Below are 17544 nucleotides of genomic sequence, written 5' to 3'. Positions count from 1 at the left end.
AATCAGGTTTGCTGATCCTGTCCGTCATCTTCGGATCGCCAGACCGGCAGGCCGGTATCATCGAGTGATTCGTCTTTGATCCATGCCGGTAAGCCGGTGACATCCGTTGGCCCCAGTTCGGCCAGTAAATCTAGTTGCTCCTGCCGGCGGCGCGGTTTGCGTCCGGTCGGAATTATTTTTTTCTGATCAGGCAGATCAAAGGGAAGCGGGAGCTCAAAGCCCGGCAACTCCAGTGTCGCATTGTCTTTGTGATCTTTCATGTGCCCGTATCAGCCTGGTTACGAATCAGCCTGCGCGTCACGCAAAACGCAATAATCCGCCATCAGAAAATTTTCCTGTTGGTGTTATGGGTATTGTTTGAGCTGGTGCGGACGCACGCTGAAGAGAGATTTGGTTGCGGGGGCAGGATTTGAACCTACGACCTTCGGGTTATGAGCCCGACGAGCTGCCAGACTGCTCCACCCCGCGTCTGAGAGGCATGAAGTATATACAGGTAAGGGCGTAAAAGCAAGGCCTTGCGGGTGTTTGATATGAAAATCAAACAGGATGTTAAAAAATGCATGATTTCTCTGCGACAAGCTTCCGCGCCGGAAAGTTGTGTGCATAATGGGCAAACAGGCGGCTGGCGATTGATAACAGTCAGCCTGTCACAGAAGGAGAATGCTATGGAATACGCAACAATCGACAGTGTGATTTCGCCGGAAGGGCGGATGGAAGTGTTGTCGAAAGCGGAAGTCGGAAAACTGCTCGACAGCAGCCATGGTGGTTTGTACACCGTATTCAGAAATTGTGCGCTGGCCGTATTAAATACCGGCAGCGGTCTGGATGATGGGAAAGAATTGCTGGAGCGTTATAAGAATTTTGAAGTCAACATCATCCAGCGTGAGCGCGGTATTAAGCTGGAAGTGAAAAATGCGCCGGCAAAAGCTTTTGTTGACGGCGTGATGATCAAGGGGATACAGGAACATTTATTTGCGGTGTTGCGCGATATCCTGTTTATTCATGCAGACATTACGTCCAATCCGCAATTTGACCTGAGTGATACCGAGGGTGTCACGAATGCGGTATTTCATATTCTGCGCAATGCCAATCTGCTGCAGCCGCAAGTTAACCCGAATCTGGTGGTGTGCTGGGGCGGGCATTCGATTTCCGGCGAAGAATACGATTACACCAAGCAGGTCGGATATCAGCTTGGCCTGCGCGGTCAGGATATCTGTACCGGTTGTGGTCCGGGGGCGATGAAAGGCCCGATGAAAGGGGCGACCATAGGCCATGCAAAACAGCGTGTAGGCCAGGGGCGTTATATCGGGTTGACCGAGCCAGGTATTATTGCTGCAGAAGCGCCGAACCCGATCGTGAATGATCTGGTGATTATGCCGGACATCGAAAAGCGCCTCGAAGCCTTTGTGCGTATCGGACATGCCGTGATTGTGTTTCCCGGCGGTGCGGGTACTGCGGAAGAAATTTTGTATTTGCTGGGAATTCTGTTGCATCCTGAAAATCGGGATTTGCCATTCCCGCTGATTTTTACCGGACCGGCGTCAGCAGAGGCTTATTTCCGTCAGATTGATCAGTTTATCGGCGATACACTTGGTGCTGAAGCGCAAAAGCGTTATCAGATAATCATACAGAATCCTGAGGCGGTGGCGAGTGCAGTGGTTGATGGTATTCGTGATGTACGTGCATTTCGTAAGCAAAAAGGGGATGCGTACTACTTCAACTGGTTGCTGCATATTGATCCGGAATTTCAGCGTCCGTTTGACCCGACGCATGACAATATGCGTAATCTCGCTATATGCCGCGATCAGCCTGTACATATGCTGGCTGCGCAGTTGCGCAGAGCGTTTTCCGGTATTGTTGCCGGTAACGTGAAGGCGCAGGGAATCCGGGCGATTGAGGAAAATGGATTGTTCGAAATTCATGGTGACGCCGATATCATGGAGCGTATGGATAAATTGCTGACATCGTTTGTTGCGCAACACAGGATGAAGCTACCCGGCAAAGCGTATCAGCCTTGCTATCGTATTGTTAAATAACATCAACTTTTCGGAATTTGACAGTTAGCCTTGTTCTCTGTGGCTGCGGTAATCTAAGATGATGTCATCTTTACCCTGCATGAAGCTGTGTGTTGTATCAGATTAAGCCAGCAGACAGGGGGGGTACTGAACACTGTTTTCCAATTGAGATAGGAATATTTATGAGCACCGTACAACAAGAAGTCGATGAGCGTACCAATCTGACCGGCTCGAATAAGTTTGAATTGTTGCTGTTCAGACTGGGCATGGATGCTTCTGAAACCCGTTCCGAATTGTTCGGCATAAACGTGTTTAAGGTGCGGGAAATCGTCGCGATGCCGGCAATCACGGCGGTAGCCGGTTCTATGCCGCATATGCTGGGTGTGGTGAATTTGCGCGGACAGATTATTCCCGTGGTGGATTTGCCTTCGGTCGTCGGCTGCAAACCGAAAACCGGTCTGAATATTATGCTGGTCACGGAATATGCGCGCACTACGCAGGCGTTCGCGGTGGAGTCAGTGGAAGAAATCGTTCGTCTGGACTGGAACCAGGTTCTGTCTGCGGAGAACAGTGCGGTTGGTGGTATGGTGACCAGTATTGCGCGCCTGGACGGTGATAATGAAGCGACCCGTCTGGCACAGGTGCTCGATGTGGAGCAGATTCTGCGCCAGATTGCCCCGCCGGAAGGCAAGGATGTTGATCCTGAAACGGTTGGTAGTAAATTGCAGCTGAATCCGGGTGCGGTAATTCTGGCAGCCGATGATTCCGGTGTGGCGCGCAGCCTGATCGAGCAGACACTGGGTGCGATTCATGCGCCATTCATTATGACCAAAACCGGTAAAGAAGCCTGGGATAAACTGCAGGCGATTGCTGCCGGTGCTGCAGCTGAAGGTAAACCTTTGCGTGAAAAAATTGCGCTGGTGCTGACCGATCTGGAAATGCCGGAAATGGACGGCTTCACCCTGACACGCAAGATTAAACAGGATGACCGGTATAAGTCGCTGCCTGTGATTATTCACTCGTCGCTGTCTGGCTCGACGAACGAAGAACATATCCGTGCGGTTGGTGCGGATGCATATGTGGCGAAGTTCGTTGCGGAAGAGCTGGCTGCAACGATTCGGAACATTCTCGCGAAAAAGTAATTCCTTCGGCGGTGAATGCCGCCTGATGATGAAAACCCGCTCCGGTGTTGTCCGGCGCGGGTTTTTTATTGGCGCTGTTGTTGCTGTGACGGGGCTGAATCTCCTGATTGTCTTGCGCAAACGACGTGCAGTATCTCAGAACAGCTGTGTATGGATCAGCGGTTTGCCGGTACGCGTTGCCAGCCGGACGGGCAGGTTTTTATTGCAGGATAAAAACCATCAGGCTGATGGCAGTACCACCAGTCGCCGGAACCATCGACCGGTGGTGCGCCAGCCGGACGCGGGCTGTCGTAGACGGTCACGGTTTCACGGGTGATGGGAATATCGTTGTAGACCGTGACAGGTGCGCTGCTGACAACTGGCGCGCTGTACACGGTATAGCCTGGTGCGGGAGCGACATAGACCGTCGGCGAGCTGTAATAGGTGACTGTCGGGCCGAAATACACCGGAGCAGGCCGGTAATAATGATGATGACCATAATACGGGCGGTAAATGCTGTGCCCGTGACTGTGCCATCCGGTACCGAAGCCGATTGAAATGCTGGTGCGTACTTCAGCCTGAACTGCCCCGGCACTGCACATTACTGCGGCAGTAAGGAACAAACGGAGTAAGGTATTCATAGCAATCCTGTTCTGGAGAATACCGCACGGTAAAAAGGAAACCCGTATTCCGCACATCAAGGCGGATACAGGTTTTTTCGTGTGAAACCGGAAACTTTTTGACGAACTTCCGGTCACTGCATCTTTCATGCGGCGTATCTGTGCATCATAGCAAAGTGGCGCTTCTGCAGCTTTGCGTTTTGTAACAGCGCACAGACGGCTGCCCCGGGTGGCGGCATGCAGGCTCTGTATCTATACGGAATAACAAGGGAAATGATGAAACTCAAGCGATTATGTCAGGCAATGTTGCTGGCGCTCGGCGCAGCGGCCTTTGCACCTCAGACGCTGGCAGCAGACGAACCACCGGCAAATCTGGTGCAGGAAAAATATACCAAATACGAGTTCCGTATTCCGATGCGCGATGGCGTAAAGCTGATGACAGTAGTGTATGTGCCGAAAGACAGCAGTAAAACCTATCCGTTTCTGATGGTGCGCACACCTTACGGCAGCGGCAATTTTTCAGGTGCAGAAAATCATTACGGCGTTGATTTTTATCCTTCCTCGCTGGGTCCTGGAAAAGAATTTCAGGAAGCCGGTTATATCTTTGTGAATCAGGATGTGCGTGGACGTTTTATGTCGGAAGGCAAATGGCAGGAAATGACGCCGCATCAGAATCCTGCGAAGAAACCGGGTGAGGGGATCGAAAGTCAGGATATGTACGACACCGTAGAGTGGCTGCTGAAGAATATCGGTGGCAATAACGGTAAAGTCGGTATCTGGGGCATTTCGTATCCGGGTTTCTACACCTCGGCCAGTATCATCGATTCGCATCCGGCGATCAAAGCGGCTTCTCCGCAGGCACCAGTGACGAACCTTTACAAAGGTGACGATACCTATCACAACGGTGCGCTGATGCTGGCGGCGAATTTTGACTTTTACGCCAGCTTCACCGAACAGAAAAATCCGACACAGGAACCGCGCGGCTGGCAGAAATTTGATTACGGCACACCGGATGGTTACCGTTATTTTCTGAAGCATTTATCGCTGGGGAATATTCTGGCGCAAATGTCGCCGGAACAGCGCGAGCTGCTGATGCCAACCATACAGCACGATACCTATGATGCGTTCTGGCAAAGCCGTGATATTTCCCGCCATCTGCGCAATATCAGCGCTGCCGTGCTGACTGTCGGCGGTTTGTTTGATGCGGAAGATGTGGCAGGTCCGTTTTATACCTATCAGTCCATTCGCGCCAATCGCCCGGCCAATGCCAAAGCGCCGTATAACGGACTGGTGATTGGCCCGTGGGTACACGGTGGCTGGGCTGGCGCCGATGGCAAATCGCTGGGGCTGGTGCAATTCGGCAGCAAAACCTCGGAATACTATCGCAAGAATATTCTGTTCCCTTTCTTTGAACAGCATCTGAAAGGCGTACAGGGAAAAACGCTGCCGGAAGTGCATGCGTTTGAAACCGGCACCAATGTCTGGCGTGAATATGCGAGCTGGCCGCCAAAGCAGGCCAAGCAAGTCAGCTTGTATTTGCAGGCCGATGGCAAACTCAGCTGGCAGCAACCGGCAGCGGGCGCAGCGTTTGACGAATACATTGCCGATCCGAAAAAACCGGTGCCATTTATCAATTATCCGGCCACCGGTGCGCCGCGCGAGTACATGGTTGGCGATCAGCGTTTTGCCTCGCAGCGTCCGGATGTGCTGACGTATATGACCGATGTGCTGGAAGATGACGTGACGGTCGCTGGTCCGGTGCAGCCGCAATTGTTTGTCTCTACCACCGGCACGGATGCGGACTTTGTAGTGAAACTGATTGACGTGTATCCGGACGATTATCCGGATGCGCCGCAACGACGCAAACGCGGTGAAGATGTGCCTGCGCCGGAGCTGGCAATGGGTGGTTATCAGCAACTGGTGCGCGGCGAACCTTTCCGCGGTAAGTTCCGCAACAGTTTTGAAAAGCCGGAAGCCTTCGTCCCCGGTGAAGTCAGCAAACTGCATTTTGCACTGCCGGATGTGAATCACACTTTCCGCCGCGGGCACCGCATTATGGTGCAGATACAAAGCAGCTGGTTTCCGCTGGTGGATCTGAATCCGCAAAAGTTTATGCACATTCCTTCCGCTAAACCGGAAGATTTTGTCAAAGCCACGCAGCGCGTCTATCATGCGCCCGGCCAGTATTCGGCACTGGTGTTACCGGTGTTGCAGCGTGCCAATCCTACGCAGCATCAGCCCTGACGGCGCATTATCGAAAATGCCAGCCGAACTGCTTTAACGATTTATATAAAGAAAAAATTAACACGATGAAAATCCAGTCTCACTTTTTGAAGAAACTGAAACCTTGCCTGATGGCGCTGGCCATTGCCGGTGTCTCAGCGTCTGCGGTTGCTGTGACTCCTGTAACTACTGTCTCGAATGCGCTGGTACTGCAGGCAGATACCATGAACCGCAAAGCCGATGCCTGTACTGACTTTTACGAATTTGCGAATGGTGTCTGGCTGAAAAATAATCCGGTACCGGCAGACCGTTCCCGCTACAGCGCCTACGAAGAAGTGAACGAGCGCAACCTGAATATTCTGCGCACGCTGGCGGAAGCAGCGGTGAATAAAGCGGATGCGAAAGGCAGTGAAAAACTGGTCGGTGATTTTTTCGCCAGTGGCATGGATGAAGCGCGGATTGAGCAACTGGGTGCGCAACCGATGCAGCCAGCCTTGCAAAAAGTGGCTGCGATCAAAGACCGCACGCAGTTAATGCAGGTAATTGGTGAATTTCACCGTGAAGGCATCAGCAGTGGTTTTGGCTTCGTGGTGGATCAGGATACCAAAAACGCCAGCCGTTATATCGCACAAATCTCACAGGGTGGTTTGAGTCTGCCAGACCGCGACTATTATCTGAAACAGGATAAAGCAAGCAAAGACATCCGCGCCGCTTACCTGAAGCATGTGGCCAGCATGCTGGTGCTGGCGGGCGACAGCGAAGCGGCGGCGGCTGATGCGGCAAAACGCATTCTGGCGCTGGAAACCCGTCTGGCGAAAGTCAGTATGGATAAAGTGGCATTACGCGATCCGGAAGCCAGCTATCACTTATCCGATCTGGCCGGCTTGCAAAAAATGGCACCGCGCACCGACTGGAAAGCCTTCTTTGAAGCGGCAGGCGTGAAAGATCCGGGCCCGCTGAATATCGCCCATCCTGCCTTCTTTAAAGGTCTGGATCAGTTAATGCAATCCGTACCGGTCAGCGACTGGCAATTGCTGTTGCGCTGGGATGTGGTCAGCAGCTATGCGCCGTATCTGAGCAAAGCCTTTGTTGAACAGAATTTTGCGTTCAACGGACAGAAACTGGCAGGCACCAAAGAATTATCGCCGCGCTGGAAGCGCGTGCTCGAAGTGCTGGATCACAGTGCAGGCGAATCGCTGGGGCAATTGTATGTGGCACAGCAATTCGGGCCGGAAGCCAAGGCAGGTGTGCTGGACATGGTGAATAACATCAAAGAAGCGATGCGTGAAAACATCGCCGGCCTGAGCTGGATGTCGGATGTGACCAAGCAGCAGGCTTACAAAAAGCTGGACAGCATTATGGTGAAGATCGGTTATCCGGATGTCTGGCGCGATTACAGCGGTCTGCAAATCAAGCGTGATGATTACGCCGGTAACGTGAAACGTGCGTCTGCATTTGAATATCAGCGCATGATTAATCGCCTCGGCAAGCCGATAGACCGCACCGAATGGGGTATGACACCGCAAACCGTGAATGCGTATTACAACCCGAGCATGAATGAAATCGTGTTCCCGGCCGGTATTCTGCAGGCGCCGCTGTACCATGTGCAGGGCGATCTGGCAGCGAATTACGGCAATACCGGTGCCACCATCGGCCATGAACTGACCCATGCATTTGATGATGAAGGCCGTCAGTTTGATGCCGAAGGCAATCTGAAAAGCTGGTGGACCAAGTCGGATGAAAAAGAATTCGTGCGCCGTGCCAAAGCGATTGAAGTGCAGTTTGGCGAATACAATCCTATCGACAAGCTGCATATCAACGGCAAGCTGACTGCCGGTGAAAACATTGCCGATCTGGGCGGGATGAAGATTGCGCTGGCGGCATTGCGTAAAGCGCTGGCGAAAAACCCGCAACCGGAACTGGATGGTCTGACAGCCGAACAACGCTTCTTCGTCGCAAATGCGCAAAGCTTCCGCAGCAATATCCGTGATGAAATGCTGCGCATGACGCTGGCAACTGATCCGCACTCGCCGGACAAATACCGTGTGCTGGCACCGCTGGCAAATATGCCGGAATTCAGTGCGGCTTTCCGTTGCGAAGGCAAGCGTTCGCCACTGCGTACTGAGGCAAAGCGTGTGAATATCTGGTAACAGCGTATACTATCGCCTTTGCTGTGATCCCAACGCCGGTTCCGCCCACAGCGCAACCGGCGTTTTTTATCCTCAATTTCCCTGAAAAACAGGGGGTATATGCCAAAACCGGCCTATTGTCAGCGTAAACACTGGGCCTTTTTATATACCCCGGGGGAGTATATTTTGATGCCGGAACGCCTTCCAGCGTGCTTCCGGCGATAGGCAGAGAATGATGGAAGCTACCAAAGTCGTTGAATTTGAACGTCCTTTAATGGAAGAAGGCAGCAGTTGTGTCGCCAATGCGTGGGCCAAAGTGCCGGATATGCCGACACCGGAAGAAAAAATCGCCCTGAAAAACCGTATCCGTGCCTTGCTGAAAGAAAAGCAGGCGGTACTGGTGGCGCATTACTATGTGGATGCGGACTTGCAGGATCTGGCCGAAGAAACCGGCGGCTGCGTATCTGATTCGCTGGAAATGGCGCGTTTTGGCCGTGATCATGAAGCTAAAACCCTGATCGTGGCCGGTGTGCGCTTTATGGGCGAAACCGCCAAAATTCTGAGCCCGGAAAAAACCATTCTGATGCCGGATCTGGATGCGACCTGTTCGCTGGATCTGGGCTGTGATGCGAATGAATTCGCGGCGTTCTGCGATGCCCATCCTGACCGCACCGTGGTGGTGTATGCCAACACCAGCGCCGCCGTCAAAGCACGCGCCGACTGGATGGTGACTTCCAGCATCGGTCTGGACATCGTGCGCTACCTGCATGCACAAGGCAAAAAAATTCTGTGGGCGCCGGACAAACATCTGGGCAGCTACATTCAGAAAGAAACCGGCGCTGACATGCTGCTGTGGCAGGGTTCCTGTCTGGTGCATGATGAATTCAAAGGCGTGGAACTGGATGTGATGAAGGCGGAATATCCGAACGCCAAAGTGCTGGTGCATCCGGAATCGCCAGCGTCTGTAGTGGCACAGGCCGATGTGGTCGGCTCCACTTCGCAACTGATTCATGCCGCGCAAACCATGGATGCGCAGGAATTCATCGTCGCCACCGACAACGGCATTCTGCACAAAATGCAAATGGCTGCGCCGGGCAAACGCTTTATCGTTGCGCCGACTGCCGGCAACAGCGCCACTTGCAAGAGCTGCGCGCATTGCCCGTGGATGGCGATGAATGGCTTGCGCAATCTGCTGCACGTGCTGGAAACCGGCAGCAATGAAATCAACGTTGATACCGCCATCGCACAGAAAGCCAAAACCTGTATCGACCGTATGCTGGACTTCGCTGCAGCGAAGAAAGCGAATGTGCGTCCGTCCGGCGATCTGGCCAAAGACGGTGCGCTGTTCCAGAACATCGGTCCGGCCTGATCCGCTTTATTTTCAGAGAAAGTCTCTTATGTCTAGCAACCTCAACAATGCGCATGCACCGTTTGATGCAGACCTGCAGCAAGCGTTTGAGCGCAATATCCGCGACGCACTGGCAGAAGATGTCGGCAGCGGCGATCTGACCGGCCTGCTGGTACCGGCGGAAGAACGTGTGAAAGCACAAGTGATTGTGCGCGAAGATGCCGTACTGTGCGGCGCACCGTGGTTTGATGCGGTGATGCAAGCCTGCGATTCCAGTATCGTCGTTGACTGGCAATATGCCGAAGGCGATCTGATGCGTGCCGACAGCGTGGTATGCCGCATCGAAGCACCCGCACGCGCGCTGCTGACCGCAGAACGTTCCGCGCTGAACTTCCTGCAATTGCTGTCCGGTGTTGCCACTAAAACCCGTCACTACGCAGTACTGACCGAAGGCACCCGCGCTGCCGTGCTGGATACCCGCAAAACGCTGCCTGGCCTGCGTCTGGCGCAGAAATACGCAGTTCGCGTCGGCGGCGGTAAAAACCAGCGTCTGGCACTGTACGACGGCATTCTGATCAAGGAAAACCATATCGCCGCCGCGGGCGGTATCGCGCCGGCGATGCAACAGGCATTCGCGCTGAACGCCGGTGTCAGCATTCAGGTTGAAGTTGAAAATCTGGACGAACTGCATCAGGCACTGGACGCCGGTGCGACATCGATTCTGCTCGATAACTTCAGTACGGACATGATGCGCGAAGCGGTCAGCATCAACGCAGGCCGCGCTTTGCTGGAAGCCTCCGGCGGCGTCGATCATTCCACGCTGCGCGCCATCGCCGAAACCGGCGTCGACCGCATTTCCATCGGCAGCCTGACCAAAGACGTCAAAGCCACCGATTACTCGCTGCGCGTGCTGTAAATGATGTGATTAGCAATTTGATTAGCGCGCAGTTTCAGCGCTGGTCGGCTGCAAAAAAAACCACTGCAAACCTGCTGGTCTGCGGTGGTTTTTTTTGGCTATGCGGCTAGGTACTGTGCAGCCATCGTCATTTACTATTTTCTGACAGCCAGACTTTCTGCCGACGACCGCCGGATCCTTGTGCTGAACACCGCATTTCACCTGTTTTATTGCGCTTTTTGCACTTCACCGTTAATCTGCTGAGAAAATGTTTCTCTGGCGACATGAATTACCAGGAAGCACGGAATACGCAAATAGACAAAAACAGGAAAACCGGATGAATAAACGTATTGCAGGCGTTGCAGTTCTGCTGGTAGTGGGTGGCTTTGCCGTTTGGCGCTGGTATCAGACGTCGCCCGATCTCACGCTTGTGCCGGCTAATCCTGCGCAGCTTGTTGCTATCAATAAACAGCCCGCTGTACCTGTACCGGCAAGTTCTGAGCCTGCTGCTGCACCAAACCCGACCAAAGGGAAAACACTGGAAATTGCAAAGGCGTATTACGCCAGTAAGGACTTGCGTGCCTTTGCGGAAATGGCGAAAAAACGTCCGCAGGAAGGTGGTGGGACGTATGCTTTTGATGCGATCAATATTTGTCTCTTCATTAGAAAGGTTGCAGATGTCAAAGCAACCGATTACACCGATGCCGGCTTGTTTGCAAAAAAACAGGCTGCACTCAATGATTTGCGCTACCGCTGTCATGGATTTACCAGCAGGGAACTCAGCCTTGAAGGTATGAATGAATTTGTTGGGGGAATTGTCGAGTCCGGAGATTTGCTTGAGCGCGTCAGAAATGATTTTTTTCGGCTGGTACAAGAAAGTAGGTTCACTGCGACACAGCGCCTGAAACTGATGAACGGACTTGCAGAGTTGCAGGATCCCGCCACGATTGCACTCTATGCGACTGAAGCAAGCCGTTATTACAACGAAAAAAATGAGCAAAGTTACTGGATTAATGGAGAGACCTATGCAGACAATGGACGCAGAGAGTTGGTTGAAGATGCCTGGCGTTGGGCCTCCTGCCAGCTGGGGGTAGATTGCAAGGCTAACAGCCTGAAATTGCTGACCCTTTGTGTGCACGATAGCAAATGTTTTGACAGCATAGACTCTTACTACCGCGACAAGTACGCCTCTAAACCCGCTCTGTTTCAACAGTTGATCGTATTGCGTGACATCATCGTCACTGCATTTCAAAACAGAGATTTTTCTAAGCTGATTAAGCCGTAATGACAGTATTCGGTACGAGGCAATTCAAAACAGACATCTATGTGTGATGACCGCGATGCGAAATTCTTGTCTGTTTTTCCGCAGACAATGTCGCTGGCAGCGTTTGCATAACGGCGTACACAGTTAATCGTTACAAAGAATGGGAGAAACCGGTGAATAAGCGCATTGCAGGCGTCGCAGTTTTGCTGGCAGTGAGTGGCTTTGCCGTTTGGCGCTGGTATCAGACGTCGCCCGATCTCACGCTTGGGCCGGCTAATCCTGCGCAGCTTGTTGCGATCAATAAACAGCCCGCTGTACCTGTACAGGCAAGTTCTGAGCCTGCTGCTGCACCAAACCCGACCAAAGGGAAAACGCTGGAGATTGCAAAGGCGTTTTACGCCAGCAAGGACTTGCGTGCCTTTGCGGAAATGGCGAAAAAACGTCCGCAGGAAGGTGGTGGGACGTATGCTTTTGATGCGATCAATATTTGTCTCTTCATTAGAAAGGTTGCAGATGTCAAAGCAACCGATTACACCGATGCCGGCTTGTTTGCAAAAAAACAGGCTGCACTCAATGATTTGCGCTATCGCTGTCATGGATTTACCAGCAGGGAACTCAGCCTTGAAGGTATAAATGAATTTGTTGGCGGAATTGTCGAGTCCGGAGATTTGCTTGAGCGCGTCAGAAATGATTTTTTTCAGTTGGTACAAGAAAGTAGGTTCACTGCGACACAGCGCCTGAAACTGATGAGCGGACTTGCAGAGTTGCAGGATCCCGCCACGATTGCACTCTATGCGACTGAAGCAAGCCGTTATTACAACGAAAAGGGTGAGCAAAGTTACTGGGTCAACGGTGAGACATATGCCGACAATGGACGCAGAGAATTGGTTGAAGATGCCTGGCGTTGGGCCTCCTGCCAGTTGGGCGTGGATTGCAAGGCTAATAGTCTGATATTGCTGACCTTTTGTGTGCACGATAGCAAGTGTTTTGACAGCATAGACTCTTACTACCGCGACAAGTACGCCTCTAAGCCTGCTCTGTTTCAACAGTTGATCATATTGCGTGACATCATCGTCACAGCATTTCAAACCAGAGATTTCTCCCGACTTATCCGCCCTTAACCGCACATTCACACCGCAGTTTCAGCATCCGTTCTGTCGTAACGAAAAATCTCACTCCCGTTTAACCCGCCATCCTGCCATTAAACCCGTTGCTGCTGCACTTAGTCGCAGGCAGCTGGAAGCAGGGGCGGGGGCGGTGCACACTGTGTCCATCAGCAGCACATTTCAACACACACCCGAGGAGAGAGATCATGAACAGCACACAACGTAACCCGATTCTGGAAACCGTCATTCAAACCGGCGAAACCATCCATTATTGCTGGATGTGGTTTGTCACCAAGATTGTTGCGATGAGCTGGCTGCGCCTGTTTGCGGTGATTTTGCTGGTGTGGATACTGAGTGGCATTCTGGCACTGGTGCCACTGGCAAATGTGTTTGTTCTGACAGCACTGTTGGTAAAATGCTTTGTGAATCCGGCAGAAGACAGCGCAGAAAAGAGCGAGCCTGCCGCGATCGCATTACCGGCACCTGACAGCGAGAAAAAAGAAGATCATGAATAAGCCTGAGTTTGTACCTCCGTCACTGCGCAGTATTGTGCTGGAGGTACGCGATTTGTTGCGGGAGGGCTGGTGGAAGTTTTTTGACTGGCTGGCAGTCATCTCGTGGAAGTATCTGTTTTTTGTATCGTTTCTGGTGCTGATCATCGGCGGAACGATGGGGCTGGGGCCGCTGGCATTCTGGCTGATTGTGGTGTCCATCCTGATCAAAAGTCTGGCCGGTGGTAAGCACCGTGCGGAACTGGCAGCGGTGGCTGCAGCATCGCGAGCCGATATGGAGGCACTGGAGCGGCGCGTGTTAGAAGCAGAAATGGCTGCGCTGCAGGCACAGATTGAACCGCACTTTTTATTTAATACGCTGGCGCTGATTGGTCAGCTGATTGAAACACAGCCGCAACAGGCATCGAAAGTCCATGCCGACCTGATTCGCTATCTGCGTTCTGCCATGCCGCAAATGCGTCAGCAGGGGATGGGGACGCTGGGACAGCAAATCGAATTGTCACGCGCCTATCTGAACATCATGCAGGCAAGGATGCAGCAGCGATTACGCTTCAGCATTGATGTGCCGGAAGCGCTGGCGCTGGAAGCCTTTCCTTCAATGATGGTACAGACGCTGGTCGAAAACGCGATCAAGCACGGGCTGGAGCCGAGTACCGAAGGTGGCGAGATTCGTATTAGTGCGAGATTGCAGGACGGGTTTATGGAAGTGGAAGTCAGCGACAATGGTGTCGGCTTAGACATGCATGCCGACGACGGTGTGGGTTTATCAAACATCCGTGAACGCTTACGCGCCTTGTACAAAGGGCAGGCAAGTCTGCTGACAGAAATTCCGGCAGCGGGTGGCGCGACATTTATTCTGCGTGTTCCGGCTGCAGACACAGTAAGCCAAACTTAAGGAGACAAAAGGGCATGAGTATCGGAAATATAAGCACAGTGCGGGCTTTACTGGTAGATGACGAAGCGCCAATGCGCGACTGGCTGCGCAGCCGTCTTGCGCAGGTGTGGCCGGAACTGGAAATCGCCGGCGAAGCGGGTAATGGTATCGCTGCGATTGAACAGGCGCAGGCGCTGCAACCGGATGTGGTGTTTCTGGATATTCGTATGCCCGGTAAAAACGGCATTGAAGCGGCAGCACAGCTGGCTGCGATGGCACAGGTGGTGTTTGTCACCGCATATAACGAATATGCGATTGCAGCGTTTGAACGCGGTGCGATGGATTACCTGCTCAAACCAGTGGATGCAGAGCGTTTAGCGCAGACCTGTGACCGCCTGAAAGAACGCATCTCCGAAAAGCGCAAAGCAGCAGAAGCAGCACAGGCGCAGTCACGTCCCGCGATTGCAGCGGGCAACGCCAGTGAAAATCTGCCGGTTGCCACCGATGTGCAAACCATGCTGACCCAGCTGATACAGCAGCAAATGCAGCAGGGGCAGAAGCGCGATTATCTGCGCTGGGTGCAGGCCAGTGTCGGTACCAGCCTGCGCATGATCAGCACCAAAGAAATTCTGTTTTTTAAATCGGATGAAAAATACACGCTGGTGCAAACCGAGCAGGCGCAATATCTGATTCGTAAATCGCTGAAAGAGCTGGAAGATGAACTGGACCCGGATGAATTCTGGCGTATCCACCGCTCGTCGCTGGTGCGCGTTTCCGCGATTGCAGAAGTCACCCGCGATTTTCGTGGCCGCCAGTTAGTCAGCATCAAAGGCAGTACAGAGAAACTGGAAGTCAGTCGCAACCATACACATTTGTTTCAGCAGATGTGAGTGGTTAGATTTTGTAAATATTTAAATTAATGTGAAATTTACAGGAAAGATAGAAAACGGTGTCCGTTTGCGGGACACCGTGAACTGCAGAATTTATTCGCTGCGTAACGCCGCAATCGGATCAAGCTGTGCGGCCTGACGGGCGGGGAAAACACCGAAGCCCAGACCGGTGGCAACGCAGGCAGAAACGGCGATGATCAGCGTCAGTGGTGACCATGCCACCGACCAGCCTGCCAGCGCTGCAATACTGTAAGCGGCCGCAATACCGGCCAGCAAGCCGAGCAGCGCACCCATTCCGGAAATCACCAGTGCTTCGGCCAGAAACTGGCGCACGATATCGCGCTGGGTTGCTCCCAGAGCACGCTTTAAACCGATTTCTTTTTTACGTTCCAGTACATTCGCGAGCATGATATTCATGATGCCAATGCCGCCAACCAGTAATGAAACGGCGGCAATGGAACTCATTACAATCGTAAAAATTTTCTGGGTTTGCTGGTTCTGGCGGTACAAACCCATCGGTACGATCAGGGTGGTGTCGTCTGCACCGTTATGGCGTGCTTCGATCAGGCGTTGCAGTACGCGGGCTGCCGCTTCCGGCGATGTGCCTTCGCGCAAACGCAGGCTCAGAGAACTGACTTCATCTTCCAGTTCACGCACGGGAAAGCGCATTTTTGCGCTGTCCCACGGTACAAAAATCCGTTCATCATCCAGCCCCAGCTTAATGCCTTCAAATTCCGATTTGCTTTTGGCGCGGTCAGCCAGTACGCCAACCACCTGCAGCCAGACATTATTGACGCGGATAAATTCTCCGACCGGATTTACCTGACCGAATAACTGCGCCGCGATACGCGGGCCGATCACGGCAACGGCAGCCTGTGTTGCAAAATCCGATGCATTAAACCAGCGGCCAGCGCCGGTTTGTAATCCGGATTGCTGTGCATACGGTTCCGTCACAGCAAAAGTATGGCCGGTTTCGACTTTCTGACCGTACACAATCTGGTCGGTTTTGATTTCGGTGCGCAAGGCAACGGATTCCGCACCGGGTACTGCCAGCAACGCAGCGGCGCCGTCATCACTGCTCAGGCCCAGACTGCGTCCGCGGATCTCTTTCAATTGTTCATTGCTGAGGTTCTTGGATTCCACGATCAGATTCTGCAGACCCAGCTCCGATACCAGACGCAACGCCTCGCGCCGGCTGCCTTCGCCAACCGCCAGCATCGCAACAATCGAAGCCACGCCGAACAACATGCCCAGCAGGGTTAAACCGGTACGCAGTTTGCGTCGGCTGAGCTCATCCACCGCTTCGGTGATCAGGGCAAACGGAATATTCATGATGCGGATTTTTCTTTTTGTTCAGTGGTCGGAATCAGGCTGATTTGCATGCCGGCACGTAAGCCCTCGGTGATTTCAGAGCGGGTAGGGCCGCGTAACCCGAGTTTGACGGCGGTTTTGACGGGTTTTCCCTGTTCGATCCGGAATACGAAGAACTGGCCGTTTTCTTCTTTCAGTGCAATGTTCGGTACGGTCAGGATTTTTTCCTTATTCGCGAAAATCAGATTGCCGCTCAGCGATTGCCCCGGTGTTAATTGCATTTGCTGAATATGTTCTGCACTGAATGCCGCATCCACTTCGATAAATTTAACCGGCGATTTTTCGCCGATCGGGCTGGCAGTAGTGCCGATACGGGTGACTTTCAGCGGCACATGTTTGCCGCTGCCCATCAGCCTGACTTCAATGGTCTGGCCGGTTTGCAGTGCAAAGGTGCGCTGTTCAGGAATCTGAAAATTAGCAACCAGATGCGAAAGATCCGGCAAATTCCCGATCACATCGCCCGGCCTTGCGGTTGCACCGACCATCGGTGTCATACCGCTCCAGTTTTTTTCCAGCATCAGAAAGCCATCATGCGGTGCGCGGACTTCCAGTTGCTGCAAAGCATTCGCTTCGGTATCTCTTTTTTGCGTGACAGATTCCAGTTGCGAACGCAGCAGTGCCTGATCCGACTGCGTACGCACACTGGTTTGTGACAATTGCCAGTTCAGATAGCCTTGTTTTTGTTTCAGAAACGCCTGATCCTGAATCGTGTCGAGGACTTTATTGCGCGAGAATAATTGCTGATCCGCACCTGAATAGCGTTCGCTTAAATGCAGATCAGCATTGACTTTGCTCTGGTCTGCATGGATTTCGGCACGGCGTTTGGTATCGTTGCGTTCCAGCTCTTCGCGTGCCAGTTCTTTGCGGTCCAGTTCCAGTTCTGCTTTTGCCAGCTCTGTTTCCGATCGTGGTGCACGGTAACGCGCAATCAGATCACCTTTTTTGACAGCGTTGCCGTTTTGCGCGATGTATTCAAGAATGCGCGGAGCCCAGCCCGAGCCGGGTACGTTGACCGGTGTTTTTTCAGGGGCAATGACTTCACCCTGAATTTCCATGGTTTCGCGCCATGCCGCTTCTTGCAGGATTTCAGTGGTCGCATTCTGCTCGGCGGGCTGGCTGCATGCGCTGATTAATAAAGAAACGCCGAGCGCAGCGGCAGAGAGTGGGAATCGCATC

The 17544-nt window shown here is 52.8% G+C and carries 15 protein-coding genes and 1 tRNA gene; 11 read left to right on the top strand and 5 right to left on the bottom strand.

All coding sequences use genetic code 11. From position 1 onward, the window contains the following. Nucleotides 1-2: 2 nt before the first annotated feature. Nucleotides 3-260, bottom strand: a complete 258-nt coding sequence (locus IE092_RS02100; protein WP_189355341.1) for a hypothetical protein — start codon at nt 258-260, stop codon at nt 3-5. A 131-nt stretch (nt 261-391) separates the two neighbouring features. Next, nucleotides 392-468, bottom strand: a tRNA-Met gene (locus tag IE092_RS02095). 197 nt (nt 469-665) lie between these two features. Here IE092_RS02095 and ppnN point away from each other — a divergent pair. Both ppnN and IE092_RS02085 read left to right on the top strand, forming a co-directional pair. Continuing rightward, on the top strand, nt 666-2036 hold the full coding sequence (gene ppnN, locus IE092_RS02090; protein WP_308427094.1) for a nucleotide 5'-monophosphate nucleosidase PpnN: 1371 nt from the start codon (nt 666-668) through the stop codon (nt 2034-2036). A gap of 161 nt (nt 2037-2197) precedes the next feature. Continuing rightward, complete coding sequence (locus IE092_RS02085) at nt 2198-3157, top strand: chemotaxis protein (RefSeq protein WP_189355340.1); 960 nt, start codon at nt 2198-2200, stop codon at nt 3155-3157. A gap of 155 nt (nt 3158-3312) precedes the next feature. Here the strand turns inward: IE092_RS02085 and IE092_RS02080 are convergent, their stop codons facing one another. Continuing rightward, nucleotides 3313-3777 carry a hypothetical protein gene (locus IE092_RS02080; protein WP_189355339.1) on the bottom strand — a complete coding sequence of 155 codons (465 nt, stop codon included), beginning with the start codon at nt 3775-3777 and terminating at the stop codon, nt 3313-3315. 252 nt (nt 3778-4029) lie between these two features. Here IE092_RS02080 and IE092_RS02075 point away from each other — a divergent pair, with 252 nt between their 5' ends. The 9 genes from IE092_RS02075 (at nt 4030) to IE092_RS02035 (ending at nt 14997) form a co-directional block, all read left to right on the top strand. Then, nucleotides 4030-6000 (top strand): CocE/NonD family hydrolase, encoded by a 1971-nt coding sequence (locus IE092_RS02075; protein ID WP_229792977.1) that lies wholly within the window; start codon nt 4030-4032, stop codon nt 5998-6000. A 65-nt stretch (nt 6001-6065) separates the two neighbouring features. Continuing rightward, nucleotides 6066-8129, top strand: coding sequence for a M13 family metallopeptidase (locus tag IE092_RS02070; protein WP_189355338.1), 2064 nt, complete (start codon nt 6066-6068; stop codon nt 8127-8129). Nucleotides 8130-8340: 211 nt separating this feature from the next. Then, on the top strand, nt 8341-9477 hold the full coding sequence (gene nadA, locus IE092_RS02065; protein ID WP_373295314.1) for a quinolinate synthase NadA: 1137 nt from the start codon (nt 8341-8343) through the stop codon (nt 9475-9477). 28 nt (nt 9478-9505) lie between these two features. Beyond that, nucleotides 9506-10372: a carboxylating nicotinate-nucleotide diphosphorylase gene (nadC, locus tag IE092_RS02060; protein ID WP_189355337.1), complete on the top strand. Its 867-nt coding sequence runs from the start codon at nt 9506-9508 to the stop codon at nt 10370-10372. 316 nt (nt 10373-10688) lie between these two features. After that, nucleotides 10689-11636 carry a hypothetical protein gene (locus IE092_RS02055; protein WP_189355336.1) on the top strand — a complete coding sequence of 316 codons (948 nt, stop codon included), beginning with the start codon at nt 10689-10691 and terminating at the stop codon, nt 11634-11636. Between the two features lie 152 nt (nt 11637-11788). Beyond that, a complete protein-coding gene (locus IE092_RS02050) occupies nt 11789-12736 on the top strand; it encodes a hypothetical protein (RefSeq protein WP_189355335.1) in 948 nt (315 codons plus the stop codon). Nucleotides 12737-12927: 191 nt separating this feature from the next. After that, entirely contained in the window at nt 12928-13236 is a 309-nt protein-coding gene (locus tag IE092_RS02045; RefSeq protein WP_189355334.1) for a hypothetical protein, read from the top strand. Then, nucleotides 13229-14128, top strand: a complete 900-nt coding sequence (locus tag IE092_RS02040; RefSeq protein ID WP_189355333.1) for a sensor histidine kinase — start codon at nt 13229-13231, stop codon at nt 14126-14128. The genes IE092_RS02045 and IE092_RS02040 overlap by 8 nt, the downstream gene beginning before the upstream one ends. A gap of 14 nt (nt 14129-14142) precedes the next feature. Then, nucleotides 14143-14997, top strand: a complete 855-nt coding sequence (locus IE092_RS02035) for a LytR/AlgR family response regulator transcription factor (protein WP_189355332.1) — start codon at nt 14143-14145, stop codon at nt 14995-14997. Nucleotides 14998-15090: 93 nt separating this feature from the next. On the opposite strand, the gene IE092_RS02030 is transcribed toward IE092_RS02035, so the two are convergent. Further along, complete coding sequence (locus IE092_RS02030) at nt 15091-16329, bottom strand: ABC transporter permease (protein WP_189355331.1); 1239 nt, start codon at nt 16327-16329, stop codon at nt 15091-15093. Continuing rightward, nucleotides 16326-17543, bottom strand: coding sequence for an efflux RND transporter periplasmic adaptor subunit (locus IE092_RS02025; RefSeq protein WP_189355330.1), 1218 nt, complete (start codon nt 17541-17543; stop codon nt 16326-16328). Before IE092_RS02025 ends, IE092_RS02030 begins: the two co-directional genes overlap by 4 nt. Nucleotide 17544: the final 1 nt, after the last annotated feature.

Source organism: Cognatundibacterium squillarum (genome assembly GCF_014652435.1).
GTDB classification, from domain to species: Bacteria; Pseudomonadota; Gammaproteobacteria; order Burkholderiales; family Burkholderiaceae_D; genus Undibacterium; species Undibacterium squillarum.
This window is presented reverse-complemented; position numbering and strand designations above follow the sequence as displayed.

Bases quoted from the DNA above. Each gene is read 5' to 3' on its own strand.
- IE092_RS02100 (WP_189355341.1), bottom strand. From the start codon at position 260: ATGAAAGATCACAAAGACAATGCGACACTGGAGTTGCCGGGCTTTGAG.
- ppnN (WP_308427094.1), top strand. From the start codon at position 666: ATGGAATACGCAACAATCGACAGTGTGATTTCGCCGGAAGGGCGGATG.
- IE092_RS02085 (WP_189355340.1), top strand. From the start codon at position 2,198: ATGAGCACCGTACAACAAGAAGTCGATGAGCGTACCAATCTGACCGGC.
- IE092_RS02080 (WP_189355339.1), bottom strand. From the start codon at position 3,777: ATGAATACCTTACTCCGTTTGTTCCTTACTGCCGCAGTAATGTGCAGT.
- IE092_RS02075 (WP_229792977.1), top strand. From the start codon at position 4,030: ATGATGAAACTCAAGCGATTATGTCAGGCAATGTTGCTGGCGCTCGGC.
- IE092_RS02070 (WP_189355338.1), top strand. From the start codon at position 6,066: ATGAAAATCCAGTCTCACTTTTTGAAGAAACTGAAACCTTGCCTGATG.
- nadA (WP_373295314.1), top strand. From the start codon at position 8,341: ATGATGGAAGCTACCAAAGTCGTTGAATTTGAACGTCCTTTAATGGAA.
- nadC (WP_189355337.1), top strand. From the start codon at position 9,506: ATGTCTAGCAACCTCAACAATGCGCATGCACCGTTTGATGCAGACCTG.
- IE092_RS02055 (WP_189355336.1), top strand. From the start codon at position 10,689: ATGAATAAACGTATTGCAGGCGTTGCAGTTCTGCTGGTAGTGGGTGGC.
- IE092_RS02045 (WP_189355334.1), top strand. From the start codon at position 12,928: ATGAACAGCACACAACGTAACCCGATTCTGGAAACCGTCATTCAAACC.
- IE092_RS02040 (WP_189355333.1), top strand. From the start codon at position 13,229: ATGAATAAGCCTGAGTTTGTACCTCCGTCACTGCGCAGTATTGTGCTG.
- IE092_RS02035 (WP_189355332.1), top strand. From the start codon at position 14,143: ATGAGTATCGGAAATATAAGCACAGTGCGGGCTTTACTGGTAGATGAC.
- IE092_RS02030 (WP_189355331.1), bottom strand. From the start codon at position 16,329: ATGAATATTCCGTTTGCCCTGATCACCGAAGCGGTGGATGAGCTCAGC.
- IE092_RS02025 (WP_189355330.1), bottom strand. From the start codon at position 17,543: ATGCGATTCCCACTCTCTGCCGCTGCGCTCGGCGTTTCTTTATTAATC.